The organism is Streptomyces saintjeani (assembly GCF_055409605.1).
This window is the reverse complement of the sequence record NZ_CP189624.1, coordinates 8,507,406-8,524,653: the sequence shown is the minus strand read 5'-3', so window position 1 is coordinate 8,524,653 and position 17,248 is coordinate 8,507,406. Positions and strand designations below refer to the sequence as shown.

Annotated in this window: 13 protein-coding genes; 2 read left to right on the top strand and 11 right to left on the bottom strand. The window is 73.3% G+C overall.

Annotated features, from left to right (window positions below):
* Window positions 1–5: 5 nt before the first annotated feature.
* A complete protein-coding gene (locus tag ACQCO7_RS38085) occupies window positions 6–1,109 on the top strand; it encodes an LLM class flavin-dependent oxidoreductase (protein ID WP_464076084.1) in 1,104 nt (367 codons plus the stop codon).
* Window positions 1,110–1,273: 164 nt separating this feature from the next.
* On the opposite strand, the gene ACQCO7_RS38080 is transcribed toward ACQCO7_RS38085, so the two are convergent.
* Both ACQCO7_RS38080 and ACQCO7_RS38075 read right to left on the bottom strand, forming a co-directional pair.
* Window positions 1,274–1,825: a cysteine hydrolase family protein gene (locus ACQCO7_RS38080; RefSeq protein ID WP_464076083.1), complete on the bottom strand. Its 552-nt coding sequence runs from the start codon at window positions 1,823–1,825 to the stop codon at window positions 1,274–1,276.
* A gap of 153 nt (window positions 1,826–1,978) precedes the next feature.
* Complete coding sequence (locus ACQCO7_RS38075) at window positions 1,979–2,767, bottom strand: IclR family transcriptional regulator (RefSeq protein WP_464076082.1); 789 nt, start codon at window positions 2,765–2,767, stop codon at window positions 1,979–1,981.
* A gap of 169 nt (window positions 2,768–2,936) precedes the next feature.
* Between ACQCO7_RS38075 and ACQCO7_RS38070 the strand changes: the two genes are divergently transcribed.
* Complete coding sequence (locus ACQCO7_RS38070; RefSeq protein WP_464076081.1) at window positions 2,937–3,830, top strand: helix-turn-helix domain-containing protein; 894 nt, start codon at window positions 2,937–2,939, stop codon at window positions 3,828–3,830.
* 259 nt (window positions 3,831–4,089) lie between these two features.
* Here ACQCO7_RS38070 and ACQCO7_RS38065 read toward each other — a convergent pair whose 3' ends face one another.
* The 9 genes from ACQCO7_RS38065 to ACQCO7_RS38025 form a co-directional block, all read right to left on the bottom strand.
* Window positions 4,090–5,034 (bottom strand): dTDP-glucose 4,6-dehydratase, encoded by a 945-nt coding sequence (locus tag ACQCO7_RS38065; protein WP_464076080.1) that lies wholly within the window; start codon window positions 5,032–5,034, stop codon window positions 4,090–4,092.
* Complete coding sequence (locus ACQCO7_RS38060) at window positions 5,031–6,305, bottom strand: nucleotide disphospho-sugar-binding domain-containing protein (protein WP_464076079.1); 1,275 nt, start codon at window positions 6,303–6,305, stop codon at window positions 5,031–5,033. Before ACQCO7_RS38060 ends, ACQCO7_RS38065 begins: the two co-directional genes overlap by 4 nt.
* Window positions 6,306–6,333: 28 nt before the next feature.
* Window positions 6,334–7,422, bottom strand: a complete 1,089-nt coding sequence (locus ACQCO7_RS38055; protein WP_464076078.1) for an NADH:flavin oxidoreductase — start codon at window positions 7,420–7,422, stop codon at window positions 6,334–6,336.
* Between the two features lie 37 nt (window positions 7,423–7,459).
* Window positions 7,460–8,143 carry an AAA family ATPase gene (locus tag ACQCO7_RS38050; RefSeq protein ID WP_464076077.1) on the bottom strand — a complete coding sequence of 228 codons (684 nt, stop codon included), beginning with the start codon at window positions 8,141–8,143 and terminating at the stop codon, window positions 7,460–7,462.
* Window positions 8,140–9,153 (bottom strand): AvrD family protein, encoded by a 1,014-nt coding sequence (locus tag ACQCO7_RS38045; RefSeq protein WP_464076076.1) that lies wholly within the window; start codon window positions 9,151–9,153, stop codon window positions 8,140–8,142. Before ACQCO7_RS38045 ends, ACQCO7_RS38050 begins: the two co-directional genes overlap by 4 nt.
* A complete protein-coding gene (locus tag ACQCO7_RS38040; protein WP_464076075.1) occupies window positions 9,150–9,302 on the bottom strand; it encodes a hypothetical protein in 153 nt (50 codons plus the stop codon). Before ACQCO7_RS38040 ends, ACQCO7_RS38045 begins: the two co-directional genes overlap by 4 nt.
* Window positions 9,303–9,348: 46 nt before the next feature.
* Window positions 9,349–11,001, bottom strand: a complete 1,653-nt coding sequence (locus tag ACQCO7_RS38035; protein WP_464076074.1) for an acyl-CoA dehydrogenase family protein — start codon at window positions 10,999–11,001, stop codon at window positions 9,349–9,351.
* Complete coding sequence (locus tag ACQCO7_RS38030; RefSeq protein WP_464076073.1) at window positions 11,002–12,120, bottom strand: Gfo/Idh/MocA family protein; 1,119 nt, start codon at window positions 12,118–12,120, stop codon at window positions 11,002–11,004.
* Between the two features lie 201 nt (window positions 12,121–12,321).
* Entirely contained in the window at window positions 12,322–16,974 is a 4,653-nt protein-coding gene (locus tag ACQCO7_RS38025) for an aminotransferase class I/II-fold pyridoxal phosphate-dependent enzyme (protein WP_464077397.1), read from the bottom strand.
* Between the last annotated feature and the right edge of the window lie 274 nt (window positions 16,975–17,248).

The following is a 17,248-nucleotide window of genomic DNA, read 5'->3' as shown; positions in this document are numbered from 1 at the left end:
CCATCATGCCTGTCGAGTTCATCAGCGCGGTCCACACCGACGCGGGGGCCACCGGACCGGCCGCCGCGAGCCGGACCGGCCTCGATGTCGGCCATCTCCGCAGGTACGCGCGGGCGTTGGACGACGGGGGGTTCGACCACACGCTCGTCGCGTACCACTCGGCTTCGCCGGACGCGTTCCAGATCGCGCAGTTCGTCGCGACGCACACGGAGCGGGTGCGGCCCATTCTGGCCCACCGGCCCGGCGTGATCTTCCCGACCCACGCGTCCCGGGCTCTCGCCACGCTGGACCGGATCAGCCGGGGGCGGTTGACCGTGCACATCATTTCCGGGGGGAGTGAAGAGGAGCAGCGTCGGGAGGGGGACTACCTCGGCAAGGTCGAGCGGTACGAGCGGTCGGACGAGTACATCCGGATCCTGCGGAAGGTGTGGGAGGCCGAGGGGCCTGTCTCCCACGAGGGGAAGTACTTCCGGTTCGAGGGGTACCACTCCGACGTCAAGCCGGTGAACGGGCTGATTCCGATCTCTGTCGGGGGGTCCTCGCGGGATGCGTACCGGGTCGGCGGACAGCAGGGGGACATCTTCGGGTTGTGGGGTGAGCCGCTGAAGGAGACCGCCGAGCAGATCGCTTCCGTGAATGCCGTTGCCGATGCGGCGGGGCGGGCCCGGCCCCGGATCTGGGTGTCCTTCCGGCCGATCATCGCGGCTACCGATGAACTCGCCTGGGAGAAGGCGTACCGGACACTCGGGGTGCTGAAGGAGCAGGCCAGGAACACGGAGTTGCCGCGGCATGACAAGACCGGGGGGCGGCCTGCGAATGTGGGGTCGCAGCGGCTTCTCGACATCGCGGGACGAGGGGAGGTCCACGACCGCTGCCTGTGGACCGCACCGGCGGTGGCGACGAATGCGGCGGGGGCGTCCACCGCGCTGGTGGGGTCGCCGGAGACGGTCGCCAAGGCGCTGTTGGACTACGTGGACATCGGGTGCGACCTGCTGTCCATCAGGGGGTACGACCCGCTGAACGATGCGATCGACTATGCGCGGTTCGTATTGCCGCTGGTGCGGCAGGAGTTGGCCCATCGGGCGGGTTCGGCTTCGCAGGCCGCCTGAGCGAAGGGGGTGAACTGTCGCCGGGTGACCACCGGTTGGTCGTGGTTGCCCGCGCAGTTCCCCGCGCCCCTGAAGAACCTCGGGAGACCCCGTGTTCTTCCGTCCCGACCCGCGGCGCCCCCTCCTCCGCCCAGCAGCACCCTTCCTGACGCCCCGTCGGCCCCTCAGCGTCCCAGCAGTGCCCTCACGCCCGCCACCGTCGTCACCTTGATCAGCGGCTGGTAGAGGTCCATCACGTCGAGCGCCTTCGCGTGTGCCGTGTCGTTGGCCCCCGCGCACGCGTCCGCCGCGACGAGGACCTCGACGCCCGCGTCGGCCGCGGCGAGCGCGGTGGACAGGACGGAGCGGTCGGTGCTGACGCCGGCGAGGACGAGGCGGCCGTGCGGGGCGACGCGGGCGGCGAGTGCGGGGGTCCACTTGCCGAAGGCGGAGACGTCCAGGACCTGCGGCGCGAAGGCGCAGAAACCATCCGTCAGATGCCATAGGGCGGCGTCCGCCGGCTGGAGGGCGAACGGCCACTGCGCGTAGTACGCGCGCCAGGCGCCGGCCGGCTCCCCGGGGGCGACGAAGCGGGTGAACGTGACGTCGTCCCCGCCCTCGAAGGCCGGCAGCAGGCGCCGTACGCCGGTCGCGGCCTCGCGGTAGCGGGGTGCGGCCCAGGGGCTGGTGGGATCGGCGAAGACGTGCTGCATGTCGATGACGGCGAGGTGGGTCATATCGCGTCCTTCCGGGCGCGCACGCGGGCCGAGGCGGTGCTTGAGTCCTGAGGGTCCGTCATCGTCTGCTGTCTGCCTGTCTTCCGGGGCGGGCGCGAGGGGTCGTCCGGATCAGTCCTACCCGGCCGGAGCCCCTCGCGCACCGCGCTGATGTCAGGCTCCCATCTCGGTCCAGGTGAAGCCGTCCGCGCGCAGCCCCCGGGCGATCGCGCCCGCCGCCGCGTGCAGATGGGGTGCGGTGCGCGCGGGCTGGACGGTCTCGGGCGGTCCGATCACGCCGAGGGCCGCGACGACGGTCCCGCGCGCGTCGCGCACGGGTACGGCGTGGCTGCTGCGGCCCGGCGCGTACGCGCCGTGGAGGAACGCGTGTCCCTCCCTGCGCACGCGGACGAGGCCGCGGCGCACTTCGCCGGCGTCGGTGACGGTGGCCTGCGTGTACGCGCGCAGGGGTGGCGCCAGGGCCTCCTGCTGGACGGTCTCGTCGGCGTGGGCGAGCAGGACCAGGCCGACGGCGGTGGCGTGCAGGGGGACGCGGCGGCGCTCCAGGTTGCCGCCGGCGGCGTGGTGGGGGTCGTCGGAGACGAAGGCGAGGCAGAGGCTCTCGCGGCCGTCGCGGATGGCGATGGTCGCGGCGGCCGAGGTCTGCTGGGCCAGGGCGACGAGATGGGGGTGGGCGGCCTCGACGAAGTGGGAGACGCGCGGGGCGAGGCAGGCGGTCTCCCACAGGCGCAGGCCGATGCTGTAGCCGCCGTCGGGGGAGCGTTCGAGGGCGCCCCAGCTGTGGAGTTTGTTCACGATGCGGTAGACCGTGGCGACGGGCAGGCCGCAGCGCCGGCTGATGTCGCTGAGGGACAGGGTCCGGCTGTCCGGGTCGAAGGCGGCAAGGATGCTCAGCGTCCGGTCGACGACCGAACGCTCCGGGGAGGAGTGGGGAGTGGTCATCCCGTTCAGGTTCCTTTCACCTTCATGACAAGGGTGCTTACGGGGATGCGTGTTGACACGTGCGGGCACCTGACAGCACGTGAGGGAACCAGAAGTGATCCGGCATCGGGCGACCATGTCTATGATTGAACCCTCAAGAGCAGTGAGAAAGGTCGATTCCGGAACGCCCATGGTCGATTTCGCATCGTTAGCGATCCCCGTCGTCCCCTTCTCGCCCGTCTGCCGGCCCGGACTCGGTCTCGCGGTCACCTCGCTGAGCACGCTGTGCACCTTCGCAGACGTGGAGTTCCTCTCCCGTCCGCACCGTCTGGACTTCCATCAGATCCTGCTCGTGACGGAAGGCGGAGGAAACTATTCCATCGACTCCGACCGGTTCGCGATCCGGCCGGGAACGCTGTTGTGGACGCGCCCCAATCAGGTCGTGCAGTTCACCGCGGACCCGGAGCTGGATGCGGACGTCATCATGTTCACGGAGGCGTTCCCGCTGCACATGAGTGCGCACATGGGAATGCTCGACGACGTCCTGCGGCCTTCGCACTGGCGTCTGCGGGAGGGTGAACTGGCCGCGTTCCGGCGGGTCCTCGACCTGCTGGGAGAGGAGTTCACGCGGCCCGACCAGGGGCTCGGCGAGGAGTTGCTGAAGCATCTGCTGGCCGTCGCCCTGCTGCACATCGACCAGATGTGCCGGCTGCGGCACAGGGAGAAGGCGTCCGCGTTCAGCGGCGAGCACGGCGAGTTGTTCCTGCGTTTCCGCCGCGAGCTGGACCGTTCGTTCGCGGCGACCCGGCTGGTCGAGGAGTACGCGGCGGCGCTGCGCTGCTCCACGCGCGCGCTGTCGCGGGCCTGCCGGGCGGTCGCGGGGACGTCGACGAAAGACGTGATCGACGCGCGGGTTGCGCTGGAGGCGCGCCGGCTGCTGGTCCACACGGACCTGCCGATCAACGCGATCGCGCGTCAGCTCGGATTCTCCGAGGTGACCAACTTCGGCAAGTTCTTCGTGCGCCGCGTGAATATGACACCGGGTGCGTTCCGGCGTGAGTCAAAAGGGGGGCACCAGGCGTGATTCGGGCACCTCGGACTCGCTTAGTCGTTGAGTCGCTCTATTAAGGGCGGAGATCTACGCCCGTAAACCTGGATTTCTTTCCACTGTTCGGAAGAACGGTTGTTCCTGATTACCGGAAGTGGCAAGACTGTGCTCTGCGTGCTTCGGGCGACCTTCCGTTGCACGGGAACAAGGTCCGTGCCATTAGTCCGAACCTTCGGCAATGGCGCGGTGCAATGCGCGCGTGGCCGAGGGGTCCCCATGCCCTCGGCCTCGCGTGTCAGGCGGCTGCCGTCGTCGTCTCGCGCGCGTGGCGCGCGGCGGTCCACCAGCCGGGGTGGTCGCGGTACCAGTCGACCGTGTCCGCGAGCCCCTGCTCGAAGGGGACGGCGGGCGCCCACCCGAGTTCGTCGCGGATACGGCTGTCGTCGAGCGCTGTGCGCGCGGGTACGGCGCTGTCGTGCGCCACCGCGCGCGTGCCGGTGAAAGTGTGCAGTTGTCCGGCGAGGGCGGCGGGGGCGACCGCCTCGCCTCCGACGTGGTAGGTCTCGCCCGCGCGGCCCCGGTTGAGGACCAGGTGGACGGCGCGGCAGTGGTCGTCGACGTGCAGCCATTCGGTGACGTCCGGCGCGTCGTCGTACGGGCGTGGGCGGGTGCCTTCCAGGAGGGCCGTGAGGCGGCGCGGGAGCGGGCGGTCCGGCTGCTGGCGGGGGCCGTAGCAGGCGGCGGAGCGGGTGATGGACAGGTCGACGCCGTGGGTGTGCCAGGCGGAGCGGGCGACGAGGTCGGCGGCGGCCCGGGAGGTCGCGTACGGGGTGACGGGGCGCACGGGGTGTTCCTCGGTCCACGGGGCGCCGTCGCCCTCGGGAGGGCCGTACACGTCGGCGCTGGAGACGACCACCGTGCGTTCCACGCCGCTGCCCCGGACGGCGTCGAGGAGGGTGTGGGTGCCCAGGACGTTGGTGCGGACGAGTTCCCCGGTGTCCGCGCGCGTGGCGTCCGCGAAGTGGACGACGGCGTCGTGGCCGGGGAGCAGGTCGCGCAGCAGGAACGGGTCGCCGACGTCGCCGCGGACGGCCTCCACGCGCGCGTGGCGCTCGGGTACGGATCGTTTGTCGAGGGCGGTGACCCGGGCCCCCTCCCAGCCGCGGTAGGCGCCGGCCAGGAGGGAGCGGACGAAGTGGGAGCCGGCGAACCCGGCGGCTCCGGTGACGAGGATCCTCACGCGCGGGCCTCCTCCCGGTGCCGGGCGACGAGCTTCTCCAGGACGGGCACGACGTCGGTGGGGGCCGGCGCGGCGAGCGTCTGCTCGTACAGGCGGCGCGCGCCCTCCTTGAAGGACGGCTCTTCGAGGAGGCGGACGACCTGCTTGCTCAGGGTGTCGGGGTCGAGGGCGTCGGTGTCGGCGACGAGGCCCGCGCCGGTCTTCTCGACGTGCCGCGCGTTCTGCGGCTCGTCCCAGGCGACGACCGGGACGACGAGCTGGGGCACCTGGTGGGCGACGGCGGCGGTGAACGTCCCGGTGCCGCCCTGGTGGACGATCACGGACGTGGTCGGCAGGACCTGGTTGAGGGGGATGTACTCGACCGTGCGGACGTTGGCGGGGAGCGTCACGTCGGGGGCGATCTGGCCCCTGCCGAGGGTCGCGACGACCTCCACGTCGAGTTCGGCGACGCGCTCCAGGAACTCCGGCGCGGGGAAGACGGTGCCGCCGCCGATCATCCGGCGGCTGACGCCGAGGGTGAGCACCACGCGCGGGCGCTCCGGTTCGCCGTACAGCCAGTCGGGGAGCTCGGAGGAGCCGTTGAAGGGCAGGCGGCGCACGGGGATCGCGGGGAGCTTCAGCGGGGGCCGCATGGCGGGCGGGACGAGGTCGAGGCTCCACTGGCCGAGGAGGGTGTCGTCGCTGAAGGCGAGGCCGTGGCGGGAGAGCAGCGGGTCGAGCCACTTCAGCCAGTCGTGGCGGCCGGGGGTCTCGGCCTCGGTGAGTTCGTGCAGGGCGGCGATGCTGTCGAGGCCCCAGACGATGCGGGCGTGCGGGGTGCCCGTCACGCGCGCGGCGATCGACGCCGGGATCATCAGCGTGTCCCACAGGATCAGGTCGGGCTGCCAGGAGCGGGTGAACGCGATCAGCTCGTCCAGGAACGAGCCGTCCTCGCCGGGCTCCGGGTAGGCGAACGAGAACATCCCGCCGAGCAGGGCGCGCGCGGCGTGCCAGTCGGCCGTCTCGCCGGGGTGGGACGGGTCGAAGCGCCAGGCGTCGGCGAAGGCCATCAGGCCCTGCTGCATGGCCTCCGGGGGCGGCCCGGCGGTGGCGGCGCCGAGCGGTACGGCGGTGAGGCCCGCCGCGGTGATGTTGCTGATGATCTCCGGGTCGAGGGCGCCTGCCTCGCAGGCGACGACGACCTCGTGGCCGGCGCCGTGCAGCGCCCAGGCGAGGGGTGCCATCGTGTGCAGGTGGGAGGTCGCGGGGAACAGCGTGAACAGGACGCGCATGACAGGTCTCCGGTCGGGTGAGGGGGCGTCAGTCGAGGCTCAGGAGGCTCTGGGCGGTGAACGGGCGCAGTTCGTCGTGCCGGCCGCCCTGGATCTTGGCCGGCCAGCCGGGGTCGGACAGGAGCAGCCGGCCGAGGGCGACGAGGTCGAACTCGTCGCGTTCCAGGCGCTCCAGGAGGCCGCCGAGGGAGGCGTTGTCGGCGCCCTTGCCCTCGATGAGGGTGGTGAGGAACTCGCTGCCGGTCAGGCCCACCGAGCCGACGGCGACCGTGGGCAGGCCGGTGAGTTTGCGGACCCAGCCGGCGAGGCTCAGTTCGGAGCCGGTGGCGGGGAAGCCGGGCAGCCAGAAGCGGCGGGCCGAGCAGTCGAGGACGTCCACCCCGGCGCGTACCAGCGGGTCGAGCAGTTCCGCCAACTCCTCGGGTCCTGAGGCGAGTTGGGCGTCGAAGTCGGTCACCGTCCAGTGCGAGATCCGCAGGATCACCGGGAAGTCGGGGCCGACGGCGGCGCGGCAGGCGGCGACGACCTCGGCGGCGAACCGGGTACGGCGCTTCAGGTCGCCGCCGTACGCGTCGGTGCGGTGGTTGGTCCCGGGGCGCAGGAACTGGTCGATCAGGTAGCCGTGGCCGCCGTGCAGGGCGACGCCGTCGAAGCCGAGGCGGCGGGCGTCGGCGGCGGCCCGGCCGAAGGCGGCGACGATCTCGGCGATCTCCGGCTCGGTGAGCGTGTCGGGGCCGACGGCGGGGACGTGCGGGTCGGGGACGCCGTCGCCCTTGCGTTCCAGGCCCGCGTGCCACAGCTGGGGGACGATCCGGCCGCCCGCCGCGTGGACCTCCTCGACGACCCGCGCCCAGCCCGCGAGGGCGTCCTCGCCGTGGAAGCGGGGCACGGTCGGGGTCGGTGCGGACGCCGGGTGGCCGACGACCGTGCCCTCGGTGACGATCAGGCCGACCCCGCCCCGGGCGCGGCGCGCGTAGTAGGCGGCGACGTCCGGGCCGGGCACGCCGCCGGGCGAGAAGTCGCGGGTCATCGGTGACATCACGATCCGGTTCGGCAGATTCAGGGAGCCGATGGAAAAAGGCCGGAACAACGCGGAGGTGTCAGTCGTTTCGGACATAAGGGTGCTCCTGGGGAGGGCGGTGCGGCGGGTGGTGTCAGGCGAGAGCGGCGGTGCGAGCGGTCTGCTCGTAGGCGAGGTCGACGGCGTGCGTGAGACCCATGCGGGTCGGCAGGCCGAAGATGTCGACGATGGTCGCGAGGCGCTCCTCGATCGGCCCGCCGACGACGTGGTAGGGGATCGCGAGGTCGTCCAGGGTCGTGCGCAGCAGTTCGTCGGACATGCGGCGGAACCGCTCCGAGACGGGCCGGTGGCCGTCCTCGACGAGGTCGAACTCGACGGGCAGGTGCACGAAGACGTCGTACGCGGTGCGCGCGTGCCGCCGGAACACGGCGCCCAGGGAGTCGACGACCTCCTCGTAGAAGTCGGGCGGCGTGTCGCTCGCGTCGTAGCCGTCGGTGGGGTGGATGCCGGCGCGGACGCGGACCTTGCCGTAGACCCACTCGTGCAGCGAGGAGCCGTCGGAGAGGAAGCCGCCGGTGAGGCGGGACTCGTGGACGGCGCGTTCGGTGTAGCGCTGGATGCCGAGCTGGATCAGCTCCGGCGCCGTGCACTCCTCGAGTCGCCTGCCGGGCAGGGCGTCGGCGAGGATCTCGCGCATCGTGCGCGCGTGCGTGCGGGGTATGCCGGTGAGGTGGGCCAGGGCGATCGTGGTGGTGGTCTTGCCGGTGCAGTAGGTGCCGGAGACGGCGATCCTGCGCGGCCGTGCGGGAGGAGTCATCGCGTTCCTCGGTCGGGGAGTCGGTGGGTCACCGAGAAGGTGCCGGTGATGCCGTGGAAGCCGTAGGACAGGTCGCAGACGCGCCACTGGTGGTCGCCGAGGTCGACGAGCCGGGAGTCGGCGACCCGCGCGTGCACGGGGAAGGCGCGGTCCACGGCGCGCAGCGGCAGGTCGGTGGCGAGTTCCGCGCGGCGCAGCCAGAGCGTGTCGCTGCCCCCGCGGGTGAGGCCGTCGAGTTCGTACATCAGGATCTGGGCGAGCTGGCCCATGACGGCGATCGCGTCGACCATCGAGGCGCTCGGCGCGTACGCGGCCTCAAGGCCGGTGCCGGCGCTCTCGCCGGGCGCGGGCGTGAGGGTGACCTCGGCGTCCGCGCTTCCCGCCGGGGCGTCGACGGCGAGGTGGGTGACGCGCTGTCCGCGCCGCCGGAACAGCTCGGCGTAGTACTGGCCGTCCGGCGCGCCCAGCGCCGTGTCGGCGTCCTCGTACAGCGCGCTCGGGGAGGGGCGGTAGCCGCCTTGGTCCTCGTGCTGGACCTCGCAGCGCACGTGCATCGAGCCGATGGTGACGCCTACGGCGGAGGTGCGCAGGCCGTCGGCGACGGCGACCGACTCGGCGGGGCGGGCCGTGCCGTGCACGGGGAGCCGGGCGAGGTCCTCCTGCGGGTGGTCGCCGGCCCGGATCACGACCCGGCGCAGCCACATCCGGGAGCGGGCGCCCGTGTCGAGGCCGTAGGCGTGGGTGAGGAGGAGTTCGGCGGTGCGGGCGGCCAGGACCAGGGCGTCGATGGTGCTGAGGTGCGGGACGAGCCCGCCGGTGCCCTTCGCGGACCAGTCGCCCGGGTAGCCGACCGACGCGGTCGCCATCGCCCGCGTGGCCTCCGGGCCGCCGGTCAGGGCGATGGCGGTCAGCCGCTGGCGCACGCGCCGGAAGCCGCTGCCGAAGTAGCGGCCCTCGGCGGGGCCCAGGTAGTCCTCGACGTCCCCGCCGGTCAGCCTGCCGACGGTCACCGATGCCTCCCCGAAGTGGGAGCGGGGCGGTTCAGGTACGGCGCGGCCATCACCGCCAGGAACATCTCGTGCGCGGGGCGGAGTTCGGGCTCCGGGGGCGGCGGGGCGGGGAGGAGCGGTGATACCTCGGCTGCGGGTGAGGTGGGCATGGCGGGCTCCTGCGGGGGTGGGGTGGCGGGTGCGGGTCGCCGGGTGTCAGGGCGCGGGCGTCGGTCCGGAGCCGGCCAGCAGGGCGGCGGCGATCCCCGCGTGGTCGGGGCCCTCCGGGTCGTCGAGGCGGGCGGTCAGGTCGCGCAGGCGGGCCTCGGCGGCGGTGCAGTGCGCGTCCGTGAGGGCCTGCTCGCCGTCGTGCGCGGCGGCGGCCAGGACGGCGGCGGTGCCGAAGAGTTCGCGGGCGATGCGGCCGAGGAGCAGCAGCGGGTACTGGCGGGCGCGCGGGTCGGCGGCGACGGCCCCGGCGACCGCCTCGACGGTGGCCGGGAAGCGGGCGAGGCGGTCGGTGAGGGTGTCGAAGTGGTGCCGGTTGCGCGGGGAGAGTTCGCCCCGCGCCGGGGCCTGGTGGGGGGCCGGTTCCGCCGTGCCGGGTGTCCGGCGCGCCAGCAGCGCGCTCGCCGTCTGTACGTCGGCCAGGGAGTCGACGCCGCCCGCCGTGCGCAGGACGCGGGCGTCGCGGTAGGCGCGCTCCACCGGGACCGGGAGAGCGCCCCGGGCCCGCTTGGAGCGGGCGGTCTCCATGCCCTCGCCGCCCATCAGGGACAGGGTGCGGTCGACCACCCGCGTGCAGGCGTCCGTACAGATGTTGCGGGCCAGCTGGCGTTCGAAGAAGCGGTCCTGCGGGGCGGGTCCGGTGAGCGCCCAGCGGGTGGTGCTCTCCATGAGCCGGACGTCGGCGGCGTTCTGCGCGAGGGTGCGGCGGGTCAGGTCGTACTCCCCCAGGCCCGCCCCGTCGATCCGGCGGCGCGCGGTGAACTCCACCGACCAGCGCAGGCAGTTGCGGGCGATCGCCAGCGCGGGGGCCGCCTGGATGAGCAGGCGCGCTGTCATCACCGCCGACGCGAACACCGGGGTGCGGCGGGGGTCGCCCTCCGGGACGGTCACGAGATGCGCGTCGGGGACGCGGACGCCGTTCAGGGTCAGCCGTCCGTTCGGCAGGCCCCGTACGCCGAGGTGCTCCAGCTCGTCCTCGACGCGGAAGCCGGGGTCGGAGGTGTCGACGACCGCGAGGCCCACGCGCGGCGCCTCCGCGGCGCCCCGGACCGTCACGGTGACGCCGAGGAGGGTCGCGACGGGGCCGTTGCTGATGAACAGCTTCTCGCCGTCCAGGACGTAGCCGTCGCCGTCGAACGCGGGGGTCGCCGTGACCGTCGGCCACTGGTTGCCCTGGCCCTCCGGGTCGGTGTCGGCCCAGCCGGAGATCATGCCGCCTGCGGTGTGCCGGCGGATCAGGTCGCGCAGGGGCCCCTCGGGGAGGGCGGGCAGGAGGGAGGCGCCGACACCGATGCCGTTGTGCACGCCCAGGAGGAAGCCGACGGCGGCCGAGCGGGTGGCTGCCGCCTCGACGACGCGGAACACGTCGTACGCGCCGAGCCCGAGGCCGCCGAGGTCTACACCCGCGCCCAGGGTGAACGCCCCCACGTCGTGCAGCGCCTTGAGGAACCCCTCGGGCAACTCGCCGTCCCGCTCGACGGCTTCGAGGTCGGCGTCGGTGTCGAGGAAGGTGAGGAGGCGGGTGGCGGCGGCGTCGGCGCGGAGCTGTGCGGCGCGGTCGAGGCGGGGCGGGGTGGTCCAGTCGGCCCAGTCGGGGCGGCCGTCGAGGAGGGCGGTGAGGAAGGTGCCGGCGGTGGTCATCTACAGCCCCCTGACCTGTCCCGAGACCGTCTCGTCGGCCGTGCGGACCGTGTCGAGGAGGCCGTGCAGGCGCAGGCCCGTCTCGAAGTCGGGGACCGTGCGGGTGCCGGTGCGGATGTCGGCGGCGAGGGCGGTGTACAGCTCGGCGACGTTGCGTACGGCGGTGGCGGGGACGTCGACGGGGGCGCGGTGCTCCGGGGGCGTGCCGACGGGGCGCCAGGTGGTGTCCGTCGCGGTCGCCTCGTACAGGTGGACGTCGCTGACCTGGATGCCGTGCCCTGCTGCGGGGCCCTCGGAGACGACGGCGAGGCTGCCGCGGGTGCCGGAGAACTCCAGGCGGGTGCGGGCGTCGCCGCTCTTGCCGTCGTGGATGTGGACGCTGACGGGCACGCCGGTGCCGAGCAGGCCCTGCACCATGACGTGGTCGGGGCTGGTGACGCCGACGCTCTCGGCGGTGTCGGAGACGGTCAGCCGGGGCTGGCGCACGCACAGGTCGGCGGACAGGCGGGTGACCGGTCCGGCCAGGAACTCCAGGAGGTCCAGGGTGTGGCCGCCGGCCACCTCCAGGGTGCCCGCGCCGTTCCTGCGGTCCAGGGTGTACACGGCGTCGGAGGTGATCGTGCCGCCGACGCCCTTGGCGCGCGCCGCGTACACGTTCACGCCGGTGACCCTGCCGATCGCGCCCCCGGTGAGCAGGGCGCGGGCGTGCCGTACGGCGGGCGCGTGGCGGGCCTGGAGGCCGACGGCGTGGTGGACGCCGGCCCGCGCCGCCGCCCCGGCCATCACCTCCGCCTCCTTCGTGGTCCGGGCGAGCGGCCACTCGCAGTAGACGTGCTTGCCCGCGTCCAGCGCCGGCAGGACCAGGTCGGCGTGGTCCGGGGTCTTCACGGCGACGACCACGAGGTCGACGTCCGGATGCCCGCTGAGGCGCGCCGGGTCGGTGAACGCGTGGGCGGCGCCGCAGCGTTCGGCCGCCCGGCGGGCGCTGCCCGTACGGGTCGTGGCCACGGCGGTGATCTCGTAGTCCGGCAGCGCGGTGAGGGCCGGCAGGTGGGACATCGTGGCCCAGCCCCGCTCGGGGGAGGCTCCGATGACGCCCACGCGGATCGGTTCGGTCATGGCTGCTTCCTGGGGAGGAGGTGCGGACGAGGGAGGGGGCACCGGGGCGAGGGCCAGGGGCGGGGGAACCCGTGGGGCTGCCCCGGTGCCGGTCTGGGGGGTGCGGAGGGGGACGGCGAGGAGCGGTGGAGGGGTGCCGGGTGGCGGTGCTCGGCCGGACCGGCCTCACGACGGCACCCCTCCGGGGGCGCTCCCGTCGGCTCAGGACAGCGCCGACAGCTCCTCGGCGAGGATCCGTACCGACTCCGTGATCTGCGCCTCCGTGTGCTCGGAGGTGATGAAGAAGCGCAGGCGGGCGAGGCGTTCCTCGACGGCGGGGTGGAGGATCGGGTTGGCGCTGATGCCGCGGGCGTAGAGGCGGTCGGCGAGCAGGAGGGCCTTGGTCGAGTCGCCGGTGATGGCCGGGACGATCGGCGTTCCGGAGCTGGTGCCGACGTCCACCCCCGCCTCCCCCGCGAGCTTGAGGAAGAGCGCCGCGTTGTCGTGGAGGCGGGTGACGCGCTCGGGCTCCTTGCGCATCAGGCGCAGTGCGGTGAGCGCGGCGGCGGTGGACGCCGGCGGCAGCCCCGCGCTGAAGACGAAGCCGGGGAGCGTGTACCGGAAGTGCTCGATGAGCTCGTGGCGTCCGGCGATGTAACCGCCGCAGCTCGCCAGGGACTTGGAGAGCGTGCCCATCCACACGTCGACGTCGTCGGGGTGGACGCCGGAGTACTGGGCCATGCCGCCGCCGGTCTTGCCCATGACGCCGATGCTGTGCGCCTCGTCGACCATGAGGAGCGCGTCGTGCTTCTGCTTGATGGCGACGAGGGCGGGCAGGTCGGCGGTGTCACCGTCCATGCTGTAGACGCCTTCGACGACGATCAGCACGCGCCGGTAGTTGCCGCGGACGTGGCCGAGGATCCGGTCGAGGGCGACGAGGTCGTTGTGCGGGAACGGCTGGCGTGCGGCGCCGGACTGCCGGCACCCCTGGATGATGCTGTCGTGCGCGAGCGCGTCGTGCAGGATCAGGTCCTCGGAGCCCATGAGGTGCCCGATGACGGTGACGTTGGTCGCGTGTCCGCTGACGAGGCTCAACGCGTCCTGCGCGCCGACGAGTTCGGCGAGGCCCTGGTCGAGTTCGTCGTGCAGGGGCCGGTTGCCGGACAGGATGCGCGCGGCGGAGACGGAGGAGCCGTAGCGGGCCACGGCCTCCTGGATCGCGTCGGCGACCTCGGGGTGCCCGGACAGGCCGAGGTAGTTGTAGCTGGAGAAGGAGATCAGCTCGTGGTCACCGACCCGGCTGGTGTCGCGGATGGTGCCCTCGTGGCGCAGGAAGTACGGGTTGACGGTCGCCGCCGCCTCCAGTCCCGCCTTGCGCTCCAGGGAGGCGCGGACCTCGGGGAAGAGCCGTACGTCGGCGGACTCCCGGCGGTCCGGGGCGGACACCGGAGCGGGCGCGGGCGCGGCGGGCGCGGGCGCCGCCTTGGGGCTCGGGATGACCGTCCGCTGCACGGACGGCGTGGCGGACGGCGTACCGAGCCGGCTCTCCACGGTCCGCACCAGGTCGCCGACGGACGCGATCTCCATCATCTCGGCGGCCTTGACCTCCAGGTGCGGCCACTGCTTGCGCAGCCGCGTGGCGAGCTCGGCGAGCATGATCGAGTCGAAGCCGAGGTCGGTGGCGAAGACGTGCTCGGAGCGCAGGAAGTCCTGCGGGTAGGCGCTGACCTTGGTGATCGTGTCGATGACGGTGCCGAAGACGTCCTCGGGCACCGGAGGGGCTGCCGGAACAGCGGCCGAAGGGGCGGCCGGTGCGACGGCCGGCGCGACGGCCGGAGCGAGGGCGGCGACGGGCGCGGCCTCCTGGACGGGCGCGGGCGCCGCCGGGACCGCCGGGAGCGGCAGGACGCGCGCGGCGGCCGGGTCGAAGGACTGGAGCAGGGACACCTGGGCGTGCAGGAACTCGATGAGTCCGCTCATCCGAGGCTCTCCGTTCTGGTGGGACGTGGCGGGGACGGGGGAAGGAATGACAGCGCGCAGCGGCGCCGCGACAGACTCGACGGACCCGGCGGTCTGAGCGGCCACGGCGACCTGCCCGGCCGCCTCGCGCCGGGGCCGCCCGGCCCCCGTGCGGATGGTGTAGACGCCGGTCGCGAGCGGCGACGGCGGCAGCGACAGCAGTCGCCCGGCGCTCCCGGCGAACAGCGGCGCCGTGTTCACCGGGACCCCCGCGACGGCGAGCCGCCCGAGTCCGGTGAGCAGCGCGCGCCCGTCGTCGGCGCGGGACACGGTGAGCGGTACGAGGCCGAGCCCGGCGCCCGCCTGCGTACGGCGGGCCATCCGCAGCAGCGTGTCGCCGCCGTAGATCTGCACGAGGAAGGCCGCGCCGGAGTCGGCGACGGTGCGGACGGCGTCGGTGAAGCGGACCGGCGCGGTGTTGTGGCGGGCCCACAACTCCTTGATGCCGTCGGGGTGTTCGGCGGCGGCGCCGCTGACGCCGGAGACGAAGGGGCGGGCGGGGCCGGTGAGCGGGAGGGCGGCGATGGTGTCGGCCATGACCTCGTCGGCGGCGGCGACGAGGGGCGAGTGGAAGGCGTGGGAGACGCGCAGCAGGACGGCGGCGGTGCCGTTCGCGGCGCAGTGTTCGCGCAGGGCGTCGGCGGCCTCGGCGCTGCCGCTGAACACGACCTGGCCCTCGTGGTTGTAGCAGGCGGGCCAGACGCCCTCGACGGCTTCGGCGAGGCGTTCGGCGTCGGCGACGGGGGCCTGGACGGCGAGCATGGCGCCGGTGCCGGAGGGGACGGCGGCGGCGAGGGCGGCGCCGCGCACGGCCATGAACCGGACGGCGTCCTCGGGCGCGAAGGCGCCGGCGGCGACGGCGGCGGGGAACTCGCCGACGCTGTGGCCCACCGCGAGGTCGGGTTCGATGCCGCAGGCGGCGAGGAGTTCCACGGTGGTGACGCCGGTGATGCCGAGGCCGGGCTGGCACATGTCGGTGACGGTGAGGGCGGCCTGCGCCTCGGTGTCGTCCTCGCCGTGGGCCTCCCACAACAGCCCCGGGAGGAACTCGGCGACGGTCGGGGCGTCCTCGGCGGTGGCGGCGGCGAGTTCGGCGGCCCGGGCGGCGACGGACGGGAAGCGGCGGGCGAGGTCGGCGAGCATCCCGGGGCGCTGGGAGCCCTGGCCGGGGAAGGCGAACGCGATCCGGCGCTCCTGCGGCGGCAGCGGCTTCGCCGAGGCGTGGATGCCGGGGGCGAGTTCCCCGAGGACGCCGTCCGCGAGGCGGCTCGCGGACTGGCGGAGCTTGTCGAGGAGTTCCTCGCGGTTCGCGGCGACGAACGACAGGCGGGCGGTGAGGAGTTCACGCGTCGCGAGGGTGCGGGCGACCTCCTCGGGGGTGGCGGACGGGTCGCGGACGAGGGCGTCGTGCAGGGTGTCGGCGTACTCGGCGAGGACCTTCGGGTCACCGGCGGAGAGCAGGAACAGCCAGGGCTCGTCGGGGCGTTCGTCCTGCGTCTTGGCGGTCTGCGGGGCGCTCTCCAGGACGGCGTGCACGTTGGTGCCGCCGAAGCCGAAGGAGCTGACGCCGGCCCGGCGGACGCCGTCGTGCGGCCATTCCTTCGCGGTCACCGTCAGGCTCAGCCCGGCCTGGTCGACGGGGATGTCGGGGTTGACGCGCATCTCCGCCGGCTGCGGGGGCACGACGCCGTGGTGGACGGCGAGGGCCGCCTTGACGAGGCCGGCCGCGCCCGCGGCGGAGAGGCTGTGGCCGATCAGCGCCTTCGAGGAGCCGAGGTAGCAGGGCCGGTCGGCGCCCTCCTCGGCGCGCAGCATGCCGATCGCCTCGACCTCGGTACGGTCGCCGACGGGCGTGCCGGTGCCGTGGGCCTCCAGCAGGTCGACGTCACCGATGCCGATCCCGGCGTCCTTGTAGGCGGCGCGCAGAGCCGCCAGCTGTCCCTGGGCCTGCGGGGTCATGGGCCCGCCGCCGCGCCCGTCGTTGGCGGAGCCGACGCCGGTGATGACGGCGTAGATGCGGTCGCCGGCCGCGATCGCGTCCTCGACGGGGCGCAGGACGAGGGTGGCGCCGCCCTCTCCGAGGACGAATCCGTCGGCGCGTTCGTCGAAGGGGCGGCAGTGGCCCGCGCGGGAGACGGCGCCGGCCCGTGCGAAGCCGACCAGGGGCGTCGGGCTGAAGCTCAGGTAGACCCCGCCGACGAGGGCGATGTCGCAGGCGCCCGTGGTGAGGCTCTTGACCGCCGTGTCGAGGGCGACGAGGGCCGAGGAGCACGCCGCGTCCAGGGACATCGACGGGCCGCCGAGGTCGAGGACCTCGCTGACCGTGCACGGGACCATGTTCGCGAGGCAGCCCGGGATCGTGAACGGGTTCATCGGCATCAGCGAGGAGCCGAGCGCCTCGTGGAGGCGGCCCATCAGCTCCGGGTCGCCCTCGCCGTCGTGCAGGGAGCCGTCCGCGAGGAGGTTCGCGGTGATCCGGGAGACGCTGATGTCCCGGTGGTCGAGCGAGGTGACGCCGCAGAAGACCCCGGTCCGCGACCTGTCGAACCCGTCCTGCTCCCAGCCGGTGTCCTGGAGCGCCTCCCGCGAGAGGTCGACGAACAGTTTCGCCTGCGGGTCCATCACTCTCGCCCGGCGCGGCGGGATTCCGTAATGCGCGGGGGCGAAGCGGTCCACCTCGTCCAGGAACGCGACCTGGTCCGTGTACACGGAGTGCGGATCTCGGAAATCACCCGGGCGGTGATACACGGAGTGGTCCCAGCGAGATGCCGGAACAGCCGCGAACTGTGGTTCCGCTTTCACCAGGATCTGCCAGAACTCGTCGATATTGGCGGCTCCAGGGAATCGGCACGACATGCCGACGACAGCCATTCCAGCCATTGACCGGTACCTCGATCCAGCGTCGATTCTGTAAATGCCCTAGAAGCCGACGCCGGATGCCCCCGGGCCACAGACAGACCCGTCCCTCGGGAAATGCGGGAAAACACCGGGCGACATCATGAGAAACACCAGGATTACCGCGCCCCGGTCTCCCGACGTCGACACGCAGAGCTTGCATCCGACCCTGGAGCGCACACAACCCGCCTTCTCATCGAGCGGAAAAGAAACCGGCGCGCACCACCGGGGAATG